This window comes from Serratia sp. K1WW1 (assembly GCF_055790865.1).
This window is the reverse complement of record NZ_CM147697.1, coordinates 662,418-678,022: the sequence shown is the minus strand read 5'-3', so window position 1 is coordinate 678,022 and position 15,605 is coordinate 662,418. Positions and strand designations below refer to the sequence as shown.

Annotated in this window: 15 protein-coding genes; 5 read left to right on the top strand and 10 right to left on the bottom strand. The window is 56.2% G+C overall.

The window, feature by feature from the left end:
* Nucleotides 1-9 precede the first annotated feature (9 nt).
* The 4 genes from hpf to npr all read left to right on the top strand — a co-directional run bounded on the left by hpf (nt 10) and on the right by npr (nt 2,220).
* Nucleotides 10-297, top strand: a complete 288-nt coding sequence (hpf, locus tag ACX9GU_RS03090) for a ribosome hibernation promoting factor (RefSeq protein ID WP_021180702.1) — start codon at nt 10-12, stop codon at nt 295-297.
* A 205-nt stretch (nt 298-502) separates the two neighbouring features.
* Entirely contained in the window at nt 503-964 is a 462-nt protein-coding gene (ptsN, locus tag ACX9GU_RS03085) for a PTS IIA-like nitrogen regulatory protein PtsN (RefSeq protein WP_024483720.1), read from the top strand.
* Between the two features lie 129 nt (nt 965-1,093).
* Entirely contained in the window at nt 1,094-1,951 is an 858-nt protein-coding gene (rapZ, locus tag ACX9GU_RS03080) for an RNase adapter RapZ (protein WP_021180704.1), read from the top strand.
* Nucleotides 1,948-2,220: a PTS phosphocarrier protein NPr gene (npr, locus tag ACX9GU_RS03075; protein ID WP_473193813.1), complete on the top strand. Its 273-nt coding sequence runs from the start codon at nt 1,948-1,950 to the stop codon at nt 2,218-2,220. Before rapZ ends, npr begins: the two co-directional genes overlap by 4 nt.
* Nucleotides 2,221-2,258: 38 nt before the next feature.
* Here the strand turns inward: npr and ACX9GU_RS03070 are convergent, their stop codons facing one another.
* The 4 genes from ACX9GU_RS03070 to ACX9GU_RS03055 all read right to left on the bottom strand — a co-directional run bounded on the left by ACX9GU_RS03070 (nt 2,259) and on the right by ACX9GU_RS03055 (nt 6,715).
* Complete coding sequence (locus ACX9GU_RS03070) at nt 2,259-3,752, bottom strand: aldehyde dehydrogenase family protein (protein ID WP_473193812.1); 1,494 nt, start codon at nt 3,750-3,752, stop codon at nt 2,259-2,261.
* A gap of 20 nt (nt 3,753-3,772) precedes the next feature.
* Entirely contained in the window at nt 3,773-4,138 is a 366-nt protein-coding gene (locus ACX9GU_RS03065) for a cupin domain-containing protein (protein ID WP_202671964.1), read from the bottom strand.
* A gap of 408 nt (nt 4,139-4,546) precedes the next feature.
* Nucleotides 4,547-5,848 (bottom strand): NAD(P)/FAD-dependent oxidoreductase, encoded by a 1,302-nt coding sequence (locus ACX9GU_RS03060; protein ID WP_021806964.1) that lies wholly within the window; start codon nt 5,846-5,848, stop codon nt 4,547-4,549.
* 99 nt (nt 5,849-5,947) lie between these two features.
* Nucleotides 5,948-6,715, bottom strand: coding sequence for a response regulator transcription factor (locus tag ACX9GU_RS03055; protein ID WP_021806965.1), 768 nt, complete (start codon nt 6,713-6,715; stop codon nt 5,948-5,950).
* Nucleotides 6,716-7,001: 286 nt separating this feature from the next.
* On the opposite strand from ACX9GU_RS03055, the gene ACX9GU_RS03050 reads away from it, so the two are divergent.
* Nucleotides 7,002-8,129, top strand: coding sequence for an iron-containing alcohol dehydrogenase (locus ACX9GU_RS03050; RefSeq protein ID WP_473193811.1), 1,128 nt, complete (start codon nt 7,002-7,004; stop codon nt 8,127-8,129).
* Nucleotides 8,130-8,297: 168 nt separating this feature from the next.
* Here the strand turns inward: ACX9GU_RS03050 and ACX9GU_RS03045 are convergent, their stop codons facing one another.
* The 6 genes from ACX9GU_RS03045 to ACX9GU_RS03020 form a co-directional block, all read right to left on the bottom strand.
* Entirely contained in the window at nt 8,298-10,214 is a 1,917-nt protein-coding gene (locus ACX9GU_RS03045; protein ID WP_473193810.1) for a BglG family transcription antiterminator, read from the bottom strand.
* A gap of 50 nt (nt 10,215-10,264) precedes the next feature.
* Complete coding sequence (locus ACX9GU_RS03040; protein ID WP_473193809.1) at nt 10,265-11,494, bottom strand: lactonase family protein; 1,230 nt, start codon at nt 11,492-11,494, stop codon at nt 10,265-10,267.
* Between the two features lie 425 nt (nt 11,495-11,919).
* The gene (gene dagF / locus ACX9GU_RS03035) at nt 11,920-12,660 is read right to left on the bottom strand and encodes a 2-dehydro-3-deoxy-phosphogluconate aldolase (protein ID WP_473193808.1); all 741 of its coding nucleotides are present in this window, start codon (nt 12,658-12,660) and stop codon (nt 11,920-11,922) included.
* Nucleotides 12,657-13,775 carry a DgaE family pyridoxal phosphate-dependent ammonia lyase gene (locus ACX9GU_RS03030; RefSeq protein WP_473193807.1) on the bottom strand — a complete coding sequence of 373 codons (1,119 nt, stop codon included), beginning with the start codon at nt 13,773-13,775 and terminating at the stop codon, nt 12,657-12,659. The genes dagF and ACX9GU_RS03030 overlap by 4 nt, the downstream gene beginning before the upstream one ends.
* On the bottom strand, nt 13,759-14,898 hold the full coding sequence (locus ACX9GU_RS03025; protein ID WP_473193806.1) for an amidohydrolase/deacetylase family metallohydrolase: 1,140 nt from the start codon (nt 14,896-14,898) through the stop codon (nt 13,759-13,761). The genes ACX9GU_RS03030 and ACX9GU_RS03025 overlap by 17 nt, the downstream gene beginning before the upstream one ends.
* A 54-nt stretch (nt 14,899-14,952) precedes the next feature.
* Nucleotides 14,953-15,603: a DUF4310 family protein gene (locus tag ACX9GU_RS03020; protein WP_037376237.1), complete on the bottom strand. Its 651-nt coding sequence runs from the start codon at nt 15,601-15,603 to the stop codon at nt 14,953-14,955.
* Between the last annotated feature and the right edge of the window lie 2 nt (nt 15,604-15,605).

The window sequence follows — 15,605 nt, the reverse complement described above, 5'->3', positions numbered from 1 at the left end:
GAAGACATTATGCAGCTCAACATTACCGGACACCACGTCGAAGTCACCGAACCCATGCGTGAGTTCGTCAACACCAAGTTTGCCAAACTCGAGCAGTATTTTGACCGCATTAACCAGGTATATGTCGTACTCAGTGTGGAAAAAGTGCAGCAGATTGCGGAAGCAACGGTGCATGTGAATGGGGGCGAGTTGCACGCCACCTCGGAAAAAGAAGATATGTATGCCGCAATTGACTGCCTGATCGACAAACTGGCGCGTCAATTGAACAAACATAAAGACAAACTAAAGCAACACTGACATTCTGGGCCGTTATGCGATGCGTAATGGCCCACATCGTAGTCGCATTGGCTACACGGCAACCCTCGGCGCAGCACCTGTATAGGTATGCGCCGATCAGCCATCAGGGTTAAACAGGCGAAAAACCGTTTGATGAAGGTTCCCAATGCAGGCCCATCGCGGGCAGGCAAGAAAGCGACAGGACACGGTTTTAAGTGAAGATGAGATGAACAACGAAATAATGCAATTAAGCTCGGTGTTAAACATCGAGTGCACCAGAAGCTCGGTACACTGCACCAGCAAGAAACGGGCTTTGGAAATTATCAGCGAGCTGGCGGCCAAGCAGCTTAACCTACCTTCGCAGGTGGTGTTTGACGCAGTACTCACCCGGGAACGTATGGGCAGTACCGGTATCGGCAACGGTATCGCGATCCCACACGGCAAACTGGAAGAGGACACATTGCGGGCCGTTGGCGTGTTTATCCGCCTTGAGCAACCTATCGCCTTTGATGCCATTGATAATCAACCGGTCGATCTGCTGTTCGCCTTGCTGGTACCGGCCGATCAATGTAAAACTCATTTGCATACGCTGTCGCTGGTCGCCAAACGGCTGGCCGACAAAACCGTGTGCCGCCGCCTGCGCGCAGCGCTGAGCGACGAAGAGCTGTATCAGATCATCACCGAGTAACCAGCGGCTGGCGTGACTTTCCGCCATGAAAACGCTACTGTTTTACTTACGATATATCCGGGCCGTGGCCCGGATAATAGATCCTAACGGTGGCGATGAGCGCCATTGAGATGCCAGGGGAGTTACCACATGGTGCTGATGATTGTCAGCGGCCGTTCCGGTTCGGGGAAATCCGTCGCCTTGCGGGCGTTGGAAGACATGGGTTTTTACTGCGTTGATAACCTGCCCGTGGTGTTGTTGCCACAGCTGGCCCAGACGCTGGCCGAACGTAATAGCTCCGCTGCGGTAAGCATCGACGTCCGTAACATGCCGGAATCGCCGGAAGTGTTTGAATATGCCATGACCCAGCTGCCGGAGAGCTTCACGCCGCAACTGCTGTTCCTTGATGCCGATCGCAACACCCTGATCCGCCGCTACAGCGACACCCGTCGCCTGCATCCTCTCTCTGCCAAGAACCTGTCGCTGGAAAGCGCGATCGATGAAGAAAGCGATCTGCTTGAGCCACTGCGTTCCCGTGCCGATCTGATTATCGATACCTCGGAAATGTCGGTGCACGAGTTGGCGGAAATGCTGCGTACCCGTCTGTTGGGCAAACGCGAACGCGAGCTGACGATGGTGTTCGAATCCTTCGGCTTCAAGCACGGTATTCCGATCGATGCCGATTACGTGTTCGACGTACGTTTCCTGCCCAACCCGCACTGGGACCCTAAACTGCGCCCGATGACCGGTCTGGATAAGCCCGTGGCCTCGTTCCTCGATCGCCACACCGAAGTGCACAACTTCATCTACCAGACCCGTAGCTATCTGGAACAGTGGCTGCCGATGCTGGAGACCAACAACCGCAGCTATCTAACCGTCGCCATTGGCTGTACCGGCGGTAAGCACCGTTCGGTGTACGTGGCTGAACAGTTGGCGGATTATTTCCGTTCACGCGGCAAGAACGTGCAATCACGTCACCGCACACTGGAAAAGCGTAAACAACAATGACGGTCAAGCAGACGGTTGAGATCAAGAACAAGCTGGGCATGCACGCCCGCCCGGCGATGAAGCTGTTTGAGCTGGTGCAGAGTTTTGACGCCGAAGTGCTGCTGCGTAATGACAGCGGCACCGAAGCGGAAGCCAGCAGCGTGATCGCGCTGCTGATGCTAGATTCCGCCCAGGGCCGCCAGATCGAAATTGAAGCCACCGGGCCACAGGAAGTAGAGGCACTGGCAGCGGTGATTGAGCTGTTTAACTCAGGCTTCGACGAAGATTAACGGGAGCGGAGATCCTCCGCCCCAAAAAACAACGGTAATCAGTATCTGACCATCACCGACTTCAGCTCGGTATAGTGTTCGATAAACGCGCTGCCGAACTCTCTGCCCATCCCCGACGATTTCACCCCACCGAACGGCAACGCCGGATCGAGGAAGGTGTGCATATTGATCCACAAGGTGCCCACTTCAATCCGCGGGATCATGCGCATCGCCTTGCTGAGGTCGTTGGTCCACAGGCTGGCGGCCAGACCATAAGGCGAATCGTTGATCATGGCGATCATCTGCTCTTCATCCTCATAGGCCAGGAAAGTGCCCACCGGGCCAAAGGTCTCCTCACGCATTAACGCATCATGCGGCCCGTTAGCGCGGATCGCCGTCGGCGCAACGAAGAAACCAGGACCTGCCAACGCCTGACCGCCGCAGACGATCTGGCTGCCATCAGCCCGTGCCTTGTCAAACAGTGCCAGTACCTTGCGGTAATGCGCCTCGTTGGCTAATGGCCCCACTTCGGTACTCTCATCCAGCGGCGAGCCCACCTTCATGGCCGCCAAGCGCTGCGTCAGCTTTGCCAGTACCTCATCGATATGGCTAGCAGGCAGGTAGAAACGCTCTGCTGCGGCACAGATTTGACCTTGGTTCAGGTAGCCCGCCTCGATAATACCGTCGACCATCTTGTCGACCGAGACGTCCGCCAGAAACGCGGCGGCATTCTTACCCCCCAGTTCCAGCGTGGTACGCACAATCCCTTGCTCCATCGCCGCTTTCCCCACCGCGATCCCGGTAGGCACCGAGCCAGTGAAGGTCACTTTGGCACAGCGCGGATGGGCGATAAGCATAGGGCCAAGACGTGCGCCTGAACCGTTGATCACGTTGAGTGCACCAGCCGGGATGCCCGCTTGCGTTGCCAGTTCGGCCACCCGCAGCATGGTTAGCGGCGTGTATTCACTCGGCTTGAGCACCACCGTACAGCCGCAGGTGAGCGCCGCAGCCAGTTTCCAGATGGCGATCATGATCGAGAAGTTCCACGGAATGATGCCGACCACCACGCCCAACGGCTCGCGCCGGGTGAATGCGCTGTATTGCTCACCCTGGAAGGAAGGCAGCGAAACGTTCAACGTTTCCCCGCTGATTTTGCTCGACCAACCGGCAAAGTAGCGCAGGAACTGCGAGGCCATATCGATTTCCAGCCCGCGAGACAGCTGAATGGTTTTGCCGGAACACAGGCTTTCCAGCTGCGCCAGTTCCTCACGATGGGTTTGCAGCAGATCGGCCAGGCGCGTCAGGCAGTTGCCCCGCTCCAAAGGCGAAACCTGTGCCCAACTACCGTGGAAAGCGTCAAAGGCCGCCTGCATCGCCGCGTCAACTTCAGCCTGGCCGCCTTCATTCACCTGCGCGATGGCCAGCCCGGTTGCCGGGTTAACCACCGCAAACCTTTCTACGCCTGCCCCAGCCACCGCTTGGCCGTGAATGTAATGGCCCTGCTGGCGGTCCAGAAAGGCCGTGACCTGTGGCAACAGTGTGATATCCGTCATCGTATCGCCCTCCTTGCGGGTTAGCCTTCGACAATCGCCAGATAGTGCTTCACAAAACGATCCGAGGTGATTTCCCAGCGCACCGGGGTGCCCTTCTCAACAAACCAGGAATCTCCGGCCTGATACTTTACCGACTCGCCGGTGTTCTCATTGGTCAGCGTTGCCGTGCCTTCCCACACCGTGGCATGTTCCGCAAACGGGTATTCCATCACGAAGGTGCCACGGGTGCAGCTAAAGACTCCGCAGTTGAGGTTGTCCGTTGGGGCGCCGAAAATCATCGCCACGCCGACGTTGGGTTCACCGGAGACCACCGTGGCCCCCAGGTTGCTGACGCTGCCAATCTGTTGCAGTTCTGGTAGCGCTTGCTTAAGCAGTAATGGTTTCATGGTTTTTCCTTATAGATTAGTGGTAAGAATTACCCCTCACCCTAACCCTCTCCCACAGGGAGAGGGGACCGATCGAGTGTGCTTGAAATTGTAGTGAGTCACCTTGAATGAGAGGTGAACGAGGTACCCAAATGGCACATCACCTCGAAAATAACAGCCTTGTTACGGATTAACTCCTACACCTGATAACGACTCCGGACAGCTCCCTCTCCCTCTCCCACAGGGAGAGGGACCGATCGAGTGTGCTTGAAATTGTAGTGAGTCACCTTGAATGAGAGGTGAACGAGGTACCCAAATGGCACATCACCTCGAAAATAACAGCCTTGTTACGGATTAACTCCTACACCTGATAACGACTCCGGACAGCTCCCTCTCCCTGTGGGAGAGGGCTGGGGTGAGGGGCACAGACTAACGACGCCCCTTCCAGTAGCCGGAAGTCTGGTGCCAAACCTTGCCCGCGGTGGTCATCACACGGCGCAGCTTGTCTTTGCCAAAAATATCCACGTGCGGGATCGAGCTCATCAGGTCATAACGATCGGATCCCTCACTCATTCCTTCCGCCAACACCTTGCAAACGATATGGCTCGGCGTCACCCCAAAGCCGGAATAGCCCTGCACGTAAAACACGTTATCGTGCTGCGGCAAAGTACCGATCTGCGGGAACAGGTTGGCGCTGCAACACAGCGGCCCGCCCCAGGCCAGGTCGATCTTCACGTCCTTCAGATACGGAAAGACTTTCAGCATCAGGTTGCGGTTCCAGGCCTTCAGGTCTGAAGGAATATATTCGACCAGCCGGGTAGCGCTGCCGAACAACAGGCGGTTCTCGTTGGTGACACGGTAATAGTCGATCACCGGCCGGATATCGCTGTAAGCCCCGCGAATCGGGCTGATCTGGCGGATCAGCTCGTCAGACAGCGGTTCTGTCGCCAACTGGAAGGCGTAGGTATTGATGGTCTTTTTGTAGATAAAGGGATCCATGCCGTTGAGGAAGCCGTTGCAGGCCCACAGCATCTTGTTGGCGCGTACCGATCCCATGGCGGTACGCACGGTAATGCGCGGGCCGTATTCCACATTCAGCACGTTGCTGTTTTCGAAGATTTTCACCCCGTAACCACTCAGCGCCTGCGCCTCCCCCAACAATAGGTTGAGCGAATGAACGTGGCCGCCGCCCATGTGTTTCAACGCACAGGTATAAGCATCAGACCCCACCACCTGCTTCACTTCGGAGCCGGTATAGAGCTCGATCTCTTCATCCGGTGAGACCGCTTTGAATTCTTTGAGCCAGGAACGCAGGGTCTTTTCCTGCCTGGCGTTGCTGCCGAGGTAGCCATAGCCAAAACAGAAATCGGCGTCGATGGCATACTTTTTAATCCGCTCGCGGATAATCCCGGCACCGAGGTTGCTGATCTTGAAGATGGTTTCTAACCCTGCCGGGCCAACGTGACGTTTGATCTTCTCCAGATCGTGGCCGATCCCGGCCATCACCTGGCCACCGTTGCGGCCCGTCCCGCCGTAGCCCAGATGGCGGCCCTCCAGAATAGCGATATTGGTGATGCCTTTTTCCGCCAGTTCCAGCGCCGTGTTAATGCCGGAGAAGCCACCGCCGATGATCACCACGTCAACATCCAGATCCTCTTCCAGCGTGGGGAAGCGCAGATCGTATTTCTTGGTCGCCGCGTAGTAGGTTAACGATTCGATTTGATTATTCATTGCTGCACTCCCTTTACCCATTGCCTTAGCCTGGATTATCAGCAGAGCGTGGGCGGGCGGCTATGTCCCTTTAGGGATATTCGCAACACTTTTTTAACATTATGCCGTACGGCGCAGGGGGGCACTCAAGAACAGGCTGAACAACTCGGCCTGAGAGCCAATATTCAGCTTGCCGTAAATATTCTTGCGATGATTTTTTACCGTGCCCAGGCTGATAAACAGCCGTTCGGCGATCTGCTGCGATCCGTTGCCGCTCAGGATCAGATCGACGATCTCACGTTCACGTGGGCTTAACGCATAGCGCGCCTGGGCTGCACTATCTAGCAGTGGGGCAGAGGGAGTGGGTACATTAGCCGCGACCACTACTTCCCCATGCAGTCGTGCCACGCTTTTTACCAGCGTCAACGCGCCACGCAGGTCAGCCAGCTGGGGATAACGCACGCCGACCGTTTGCCGGGCCGAGCCGAAAAATATGCCTAGTCCGCGTTCCGGCGTCAGTTGCAGCAACACGCCAGCCTCGTCGTGCCAGCCGGTTTTACGGTAAAAGTTACGGTAGTAATCCGTCTGGTAAAAACCACAGGGAGCCAGTTGCCGCAGCGTAAACACATCGCCATGGCCGCCGCCGTTCAGCGCCTGGTAAAAGGGATCTTCAAGGTAAGCACCCTGCTGGTAAATCTGGTTTACCGCATCGCTGTTTTCTTTCTCGGTTTTCATCAGGCAGCGCGGTGCCTGACCATATTCGAAGGCATAGACGATGGCATTATCAAAGGCGAAGAAACCCTCTAGATAACCCAGCAGGCTGGCATAGAATTGGCGGGTAGCGACTGCGTCGATCACCGCCGATAATCTTTCGACCTGAATACTCATTTCGCCCCCACAGTCATTAATAAATTAACAATCAACCTTTCCCAACGAATCAGCGACCGATATTGGGCCAATAGGCTATAAAAAGCATTCAATTGGCCAGAATGCAAGGGTATTACTGTTTACATGTTAATCAAATCACAAGTTAGGTCCTTACAACGATTACCCACACAATCCGAGTTGGTTAATATCTTAACAATTTCGTGTTATACGGAGGAAAAGCGTTGGTTTGCCCAGGTAGGCTGAACTATGCTGTGGTTTCAATGCCCAAATGCGCCAAGGAGAGAGCATGACCACTAGTCTGATGATCGCCAACCGGCAAGCCTGGTTTGGCAAGGGCAGCATCCAGCACCTGATCCCACTGCTCCAGGCCGAGCCGCAGACCACGCTGCTGTTCACCTGCCGATCGTTCCTTAACGGTAACCTCTATGCTGAACTGGCCCCGGCGCTGACGCCGTTGCTGGTGGGCAAAGAAATTGTCGCCCATGAGGCCTCCCCGCAAGAAATCGACCAATGGGTAGCACACTGGCGAGGCCAGGTGCAAAGAGTGGTAGCCATCGGCGGAGGTAGCGTGCTGGATGCCGCCAAGGCGTTCGCTGCCCTGATCGAACACCCGCTGCCAACCCTGCGTTACATGGAAAAAGTGGGTGACAGCAAAATCAGTGGCTCAACGCTGCCGTTGATTGCCATCCCCACCACCGCAGGTACCGGTAGCGAAGTAACCCAAAACGCAGTGATCACCGATACTCAGGTCACCAAGGTGAAAGCCTCTTTGCGGCATAATAACTTTGTGCCACAGGTGGCGATCCTCGATCCTGACCTGCTGAAGGGAGCGCCAGACCATGTACTGGCCTATTGCGCTATCGATGCCTTTACCCATCTGTTTGAAGCCTACCTTTCCAAGACGGCCAGCAGCCTGTCGCGCGAGATGTCGTTGAGCGGCATCCATCATTTCCTGTCCGCCTGGCCGGTGCTGAAACAGAGCAATGAGGCCCGCGAAGCGATTATGCAGGCTTCCTATCTGGGTGGCCTGACGTTGAGTATGGCGGGCCTGGGTGTGATCCACGGCATCGCGGGCGAGATTGGGGCATTGCGTGATTACCACCACGGCCAGGTGTGTGGCCGCCTGCTGCTGCCGTTCCTTGAATTGCTGGGGGAAAGCGAGCAGCCGCAACAACGTGCATTAATGACCGAACTGGCCCTGCGGCTATTCCCTGAAGAGCAGGACAGCCCGGCGCGCTTTTTGATCGACTTTATCACGCGCCATGCCATCGCCCCGTTCTGGCAGGACGAGCTATCCCTTAGCAAGGCGGAACTGGCCATCGTACTGGAGAAGTCCAACAGCAAGAATTCCTGGCTCAGCTACACTAGCGAGCAACGGAGGTTAATGATCGATGGGGCGTTCTTGATTGAATGATAATATAATCAGAACTATAGGATCGCGGGAGCACAACAATGAGTTTGGTTGACTGGATTTTAGGCGGCATCGCCCTGGGGCTGATCGTCGGCGCGCTGATGAAGATATTCGGCAAGAAGAAAGACGATTGATGCGGTGCTCCCCCTCTGCATTCAGAGGGGGAAGCCGCTAAATGCGGCTCAGGCAGTCCAACGCCACCGCTTTGAAGCTGTCGAAATTGTCACTGCCCAGCAGGCGGGTCATCGAACGTTCGCGCACAAAGGTGACGAACAGATCGTAGATCGCCATCGCTTCTTCGTAATCGCTTTTGCTGATCGCCAGCAAGAAAATGACGTGTGCCACCTCACCTTCTCCCCACGGGATACCCTGCGGTGCCAGCAGCGTGACCACCACGGTCTTTTTCGCCAACAGCCCCAGAGAGTGCGGCAGAGCAATCCCCTCCCCCAGCAAGGTAGAAACGATGGCCTCCCGCTCAACGACCGAAGGGTAGAAATCGCTGCCCACATAGCCTTCCTGCTCCAACTGAGCGCAAACTTTACTAAACAGCTGCTCCTGCGTTAGCGGCTCGTTGACGATCATAAAGTGGCTGGCATCAAAGAATTTTTCCAACATATACGGCTTGGTGCGATCGACCAGCACCAGCTTGCCCAACTGCTCTAGCTGATACTCCGTAGGGAACGGCGACATCACTACGATCGGCTTGTTCTTCTCGCTGATGCGCGCATTGGAAACGATAAAATCTTCGTCGATACTGGCGAGAATTTCGTAATCACGCAGCGAAACGATGCGCGTCACCACCAGTTGCGGATACTTGCGCGCAATCTGCGCCTGGATCATCCGCACCGTAGAGTTACCGGTATCGCATACCAGCATCACCTGCGGATGGCGCTCATAGCCAATGTTGTAGTGCCGCTCCAGGCCAACGCCAATATGCAGCACCAGGTAGCCGATTTCATTCTCGCTCAGGGTATAAGGCGTGTGTTTACCCCAGCTCGAGACTGCTGCCAGCGTCACATCATAGGCCATCGGATAATGCTGCTTGATATTGGCCAACAGCGGGTTCGGGATGTTGATCTGGTATTTCACCCGGGTGATCATGGTTTTGATATGGGTGAGCAGATCGGCCCGCAGCTGCTTGTCGTTCTGCAGGTTGTAGTTATAGTGCGAGTTGATGTAGGACAGGATGTAATCCACCAGCGCCTCTTCGTCATCGGCGTTGATTTTGGTCGGCTGCACTTCCTGCACCCTTCTGGCCGCGATGTTGACCCGCAAATAGGCCTCTTCCGCCGCCGCAATCTCTTTGCCCGTGGCCTTGCTCAGTTCACCCGCCAGCCAGGTTGACGCTTTGCGTACCGCATCATCACCGTCTTCCACGTCAAAATCCTGCAGCGGATAGCCGTCCGTAATGCGCCGCAGCGCCACGGCACAGTAGAAGATCAGGTATTGCTCGCCCTCATCGGTCAGGCGAATGGCATATTGTGACAACAGTGGGTGCAGCAGCCCGGCAAAGGTCAATACCTGCGGCTGATGAAGGATGTCATTGTTCAGCAATGGGTTTTCCGCATCCGCCAGATGCAGTTGAAACAGCAGATCGGTCAGGCAGGAGCGGATCGCCATTTCCGCACCAAACAGCTTCATACCGTAGCGCGGCTTGGTCTCGATGGTTAACTGGTAATGCGCCAGGCGCTCTCTCACCTCAGCCATGTCGTTTTGCAGCGTACCTCGGCTGACAAACCATTCATCGGCCAGATCTTCCAGCTTCATCGAGAAGGCTGAGGTCAAAAAGCGAATCAACAGATAATGCACCCGCTCCTGCGCACTGCGCGGCGTGGCGTGCTGTTTACGTTCCCGATGCTGGAGTGCGCTAAACCGGGCCTCATCATCAACCTGCAGGCGATATCCGGCCCCGCGGCTGTGGACAAACTGCGCACCATAACTCTCCAGGATATCGTTCAGCGCGGTGATATCGGCGCGTACCGTGCGGGTAGACACGGCAAAACGCTTTGCCAGCTCGTCCTGCGGCAAGGTTTCGGACTGCAAAGCATCGAACAACGATGCCAAACGTGGGTAGGGAAATCTCACCATTCTCTTTCCGTTATGAACGTGCCCGCCAGAGGGATCAGGCGGGCAACTGGTTACTTCGCAGCTGGCAAGAACACCATTTGTGAAGGGCTGCCCACCGGGGTGTAGCCTTCAACAAAACTGAGCTTGCCGCTGAGTTGGTCTACGCTAAAGCGGGTTACGTTATCGCTACGCTGATTCATGGCATACAGATAACGGCCACTCGGCTCCAAGGTGATGGTGCGGGGGTAGTCGCCTCGCGTCCAGATCTCTGCCACCGGTTTCAGTTCGCCCTCGCCGCTTACGCTGAACTGCGCAATGCTGTTGTGCAGGCGATTGGCGACATACAGATTTTTACCATCCGCAGCCAAGGCCATGCCAGCGGCAAAGCTGGTACCCTTATAATCGGCAGGCAGGGTTGAAACTGTATGTAACTGTTTCAGCGTCCCCTTCAGGCTATCAAAGTGGTAGCTGGTTAGTGTAGATGCTTCCTCGTTGATTAGTAGGACAATTTTACCATTTGGATGAAATATGAAGTGGCGCGGGCCAGCTCCGGCGGAAGAGGCGGCAATCCACGGCGGATCGTTTGGCGTCAGCTTGCCGCTGGCGGCATCGAAACGCCACTGGTAGATACGATCCAGCCCCAGATCGGTAGAGAACACGAACTTGCCGCTCGGATCGCTGGCGATCATATGCGCATGCGGGCCATTGTGATCGCTGATGGCAAAGCTGCCTTCCACCGCGGCGGCGGGTTTGGCCGCGCCCGCAGGGCCAATATCTTGTTGCACAGAACTGGCGGCTCCCAACTTGCCTTCGTTGTCGACCGGAAACGCCGCAACGCTGCCGCTGACATAGTTAGCCACCAGCAGATGACGGCCATCCGGCGTCAGAGAAAGGTAAACCGGCCCCGCGCCTTGTGAATCCACCTGATTAAGCGGCGTCAGGCTGCCGTCCTGAGGGTTGATGCGATAGGCGACAATGCCCCCGTGCTGGGTGCCATTAAAATCTGCTACCTCGCTGGCAACGTATAGCGTCCTCCCTTTGGCATCGGTAACCAACTGGGCCGGATTAGGCAGGCTGCTGACCAGCGTCTTGGCACTCAGCGCCCCGGTTTTCGCATCCACCTGCATGCGATAAACTCCCTCACCGTTCGGGTTATAGGTACCAATATAGGCAAAATGAGACGACGTGGGTTTCATTGCATCCTCAGCATGTAACGCCGGGCTGGCGATAGCCAACAACGCCAGGGACAGCGCGCTCCACAGCGGAGCGATTCGTAATTTCGAAGCCTGCCAGTTTCGCATAGTTATCCTTTTGACCGATAGATAGGGACAAAAAGATGCCCCTCACCCTAACCCTCTCCCGAAGGGAGAGGGGACCGAACGTGCCACAACTTGACTCCAGTATCCCACCGCCACATCAAATCGAAGGTGAGGGGACCGAACGTGCCACAACTTAACTCCAGTATCCCACCGCCACATCAAATCGAAGGTGAGGGGACCGAACGTGCCACAACTTAACTCCAGTATCCCACCGCCACATCAAATCGAAGGTGAAGGGACCGAACGTGCCACAACTTGACTCCAGTATCCCACCGCCACACCTAACTACAACACCGTACCCCCGCTCAAGAGAGTTAAACAAGCTATAGACTCACTCCTGCACCTGATAACAGCTCCGGACAGCTCCCTCTCCCTGTGGGAGAGGGTTGGGGTGAGGGGTCGCGGATTTACCCCACCAGTCGCTTGGTGATCTCCAGCAGCGTTTTGACATCTTGCGGGCGAGTATCGCCACTGGCGGAATCAATAATGGAGCTGTAGATATGCGGGATCACCTGCTTCACACCGGCTTTCAACGCAATCTCCAGGATCGGTTCGAAGTTTTCCAGATCGATGCCCCCGGTCGGCTCCAGCATAAAGTCATGCTCGGCACAGGCTTTCGCCACGTACTCATATTCGTCCTGATGCTTCAGGCCGCCCATAGGGAAATACTTAATCGAGCTACCGCCCATGTCTTTCAACAACGCAATCGCGGTCTCTACCGGCACTATGCCATCCGCTGCCTGAGCGCTCAGCGGCCCGGTGGAAATCTTCACCCAGCCCACGCGACCGGTTGGGGAGACCAGACCGTTCACCACGGTTTGGTTTTGCTTCAGCAATGCACGGCTGGCACCAACGCCGGTGAATACCTGGTTCACATGCTGGGGTTGGACGTGCTCGGAGATCAGGCTGACCATATTCGACTGCTTGGGATCGCCAGCTCCCAGGCCCACGGAAAGCGCGTTCTCGATCAGGCGTGCATAACGCGACATATCCGCCACGGCACTCTCAACGTCTGGATAGTTTTTGGAAAGAACGCCCACCAGCACGTGCCCCTGCGCCGCATTATAGATGTCCTGCGCGTTGGCTTTTGAGCCAGCCAGCACGTTGAGGCAAACGCGGTCTTTATAGTAATTAGGCTTCAGCTTCATGCTTGGTTCTCCGTAAACAGATTTTTAATACAGGTAAAGACGGTCATCAGCTGCTGCTCGTTCACGCTGCGGACATCCACCTCAATCTTGCCTTCGTTGGCCTTGTAGCCACGGAAATAGATGGCGATATCACCGGTTTTCAGCCGCTGGACAATGTCTACGGTCGACATCCCCAACACCGCTTCATCAAAGGTGATTTCAACGCGGGCAATATCGCGCCCTGCGCTGTCCCAGACGGTTTTGGCACTGATGCCATTCAGGGTATTCAGTTGGCTGATAAACGGCGTCATGCGCTCTACCATTTGCGCACCGGTGGTTTTCTCCGATGTCAGGTAGCTTTCAATCGCCTGCGTCAGGCCGAGGATGCCCTCTTTACCCACCTTCATCGCCCGGCCAATACCACCAGACTGCTGCTTCACCCACTCTACGTATTGCTTCTTGCCGATCACCAGCCCGCTGGTTGGCCCTTCAATAGCCTTGGCACCGCTGTAGATCACCAGATCGGCCCCCATCTGGTAGTAACACATCAGATCTTCTTCGGCAGCGGCATCGACGATCAGCGGCAGGTTATGCTTACGTGCCACCACGGCAGCCTGTTCGACGGAGAGCATGCTTTTCTGCACGCAGTGGTGAGACTTTATGTACAGAATGGCCGCGGTCTGCGAGGTAATGCAGGCTTCAATCTGCTCAGGAGAACATTCGTTGGCATAGCCCGCTTCCACCACCTTGCCGCCGCCAAGGGCGACCATGGTATCCACCGGTGCGCCAAAGTTGACGTTATGGCCACGCGGCAACACGATCTCGCGCGGCTCATTCACCGTAGCGGAATGCAGGTTGACCAACAGATTGGCGTTGTCCTTGACGATCACCGCCGCCACCGACTGGGCAATACCGGCAGAAGCGCAGGAAACAATCACCGCGTCTTCCACATTCAGCAGGCCAGCAATATAGGCTCCGGTCTTGTTGACCAGATCTTTGATTTCAAAGTAATGGTTGAGGCCATAACTCACCACATCAACCACCTCCTGGCGTGGCGTAGAAACGCCAAGTGCGGTCATGCGACCGGAAGTGTTGATCACCTGCTTTAAATTATATTTTTCATAGAGTGAAGACATGAGCGGCTTTCCCTTGTTCGGTTAATAGGATTTCCCCGGCCACCACGGCGGCCAACGGCACCAACAGTTGTTCGCCATTCACGGACTCCCCTTCGGAGTCGGCAAACACCTGCGGCCCCTGGCGGAGATCAAAAATGGTCAGGTCGGCATCAAAGCCGGGTTTCAGCTGCCCCTTGGTGGTCAGGCGCAACGCCGCAGCGGCATTTTCCGTTACGCAGCCAATGACCTGCGCCAGAGAAAGCCCAACGGTAAAGAATTTGGACATCACCGTCGCCAGGCTATGTACCGGGCCTGCCAGGCGGTTGCGGCAGTAGATATCGGAGCTGATGGTGTGCGGGAAGATCCCCAGTGCGATGGCCTGACGGGCAACCTCAAAGCTGAAGCTGGCCGAACCGTGGCCCACATCAAGCAGCACGCCACGTTTTAACGCACGTTGGATCGACTCGCGCAGCGTACCTGCCGGGGTCAGAATGCGGTTCGGTTTGCCGTTGTAGCAGTGAGTGATGATGTCGCCCTGGGTCAGCAGATCGGCGATCTCGTCCAGATCCGGCGGGTTATTGCCGATGTGTACCATCAGCGGCAGTTGCTGGTTTTCCTGCTGGATCTCTTTGGCCAATACCAACGGTTTGGTGCCGTTCTGGCCCACAACGCTGCTGCTCATGCGCGCCTTGATACCAATGACAAACCCAGGCTTGCCGTCGATAGCCTGTTTAACCTGCTGCTTATTGATATCCGCCATATCGGCCAGTTCATTCTGCCTTAGCAGACCGATACGCGAGATATTGAGGAAGGCAAAGACGTTGGTTTTGGCGCTGCGCGTCAGGGCATAGAATTCATCGATATCGTCAGTGCCGGTGCTGCCAGCATCCACCACAGAGGTGACGCCGCTGCTCACGCCCACCAGGTCCGGGTCGTCATGATAAATCGGTGAAGAGGGATAACAGTGTACGTGAGAGTCGATCCAGCCAGCGCTCAGGCGGTAGTTCCCCGCCAGATCCAGTTGTTTGTGGGCACTGGCATCAGCCGCCAACTGCCCGACGACGGCAATCTTACCCGCCGCAATAGCCACATCGGCCAGGGTGTCGTCCACCAGCCTGGCGCGCCGGATGATTAGGTCATACATACTTCGCTACTCCTTGCCAAACCCTGGGCAGTTAACCCAGGGCTTGGGACTTGATTAAGAAATGGCTACCGGGAAGAATGCCCCCAAGATCATGGCCCCCAGGATCGCGCCGCCGGTGATCGGCTTGCCCCAGATGTAGAACAGCAGCGCACCCAGCAGAGAACCCAGGCCGATCGGGATCGACGCGGCCATGGCAGACAGGATGATCAACGGCCCAAGGAAACGCCCGGAAGAGTTACCTGCCCCCATCATCACGTCCGCCCCGTAGGTGGAGTCGCTCTGGCTGATGGTAAATTTGCGCGCCAGGATAATCAGGTAACCAATCGCCAGGCCAATGACCAGGCCAGTAACCAGCGAGGCGGCAAAGTTGGCTACCGGGAAGACAATCCCCGCGCCCAGCAACAGCGCAGGAACACCCAGGCCAACCCCTGTCTGGATCGCACCGCCAATATCCAGGATCCCCACCAGAGAACCTTCGATAATGCGGGCAAACAGGAAGCTGGCACCGAACGCCGCCACCGCACCGTAAACCCCGGTGTCCATCCCGGCACGCAGCATGGAAACGAAGGCCACTTCGTTAAACGCGCCTATGCCATACAGGTAATACATGTGTGTCCCGGCGAACACGCCGGACGAGAGCAGGCCAACAAAAATCGGGAACGACCAGTCGGCATACCAGAAGCCTTTGTCTGCTTGTGCTTCCATCA

Bases quoted from the DNA above. Each gene is read 5' to 3' on its own strand.
- hpf (WP_021180702.1), top strand. From the start codon at position 10: ATGCAGCTCAACATTACCGGACACCACGTCGAAGTCACCGAACCCATG.
- ptsN (WP_024483720.1), top strand. From the start codon at position 503: ATGAACAACGAAATAATGCAATTAAGCTCGGTGTTAAACATCGAGTGC.
- rapZ (WP_021180704.1), top strand. From the start codon at position 1,094: ATGGTGCTGATGATTGTCAGCGGCCGTTCCGGTTCGGGGAAATCCGTC.
- npr (WP_473193813.1), top strand. From the start codon at position 1,948: ATGACGGTCAAGCAGACGGTTGAGATCAAGAACAAGCTGGGCATGCAC.
- ACX9GU_RS03070 (WP_473193812.1), bottom strand. From the start codon at position 3,752: ATGACGGATATCACACTGTTGCCACAGGTCACGGCCTTTCTGGACCGC.
- ACX9GU_RS03065 (WP_202671964.1), bottom strand. From the start codon at position 4,138: ATGAAACCATTACTGCTTAAGCAAGCGCTACCAGAACTGCAACAGATT.
- ACX9GU_RS03060 (WP_021806964.1), bottom strand. From the start codon at position 5,848: ATGAATAATCAAATCGAATCGTTAACCTACTACGCGGCGACCAAGAAA.
- ACX9GU_RS03055 (WP_021806965.1), bottom strand. From the start codon at position 6,715: ATGAGTATTCAGGTCGAAAGATTATCGGCGGTGATCGACGCAGTCGCT.
- ACX9GU_RS03050 (WP_473193811.1), top strand. From the start codon at position 7,002: ATGACCACTAGTCTGATGATCGCCAACCGGCAAGCCTGGTTTGGCAAG.
- ACX9GU_RS03045 (WP_473193810.1), bottom strand. From the start codon at position 10,214: ATGGTGAGATTTCCCTACCCACGTTTGGCATCGTTGTTCGATGCTTTG.
- ACX9GU_RS03040 (WP_473193809.1), bottom strand. From the start codon at position 11,494: ATGCGAAACTGGCAGGCTTCGAAATTACGAATCGCTCCGCTGTGGAGC.
- dagF (WP_473193808.1), bottom strand. From the start codon at position 12,660: ATGAAGCTGAAGCCTAATTACTATAAAGACCGCGTTTGCCTCAACGTG.
- ACX9GU_RS03030 (WP_473193807.1), bottom strand. From the start codon at position 13,775: ATGTCTTCACTCTATGAAAAATATAATTTAAAGCAGGTGATCAACACT.
- ACX9GU_RS03025 (WP_473193806.1), bottom strand. From the start codon at position 14,898: ATGTATGACCTAATCATCCGGCGCGCCAGGCTGGTGGACGACACCCTG.
- ACX9GU_RS03020 (WP_037376237.1), bottom strand. From the start codon at position 15,603: ATGGAAGCACAAGCAGACAAAGGCTTCTGGTATGCCGACTGGTCGTTC.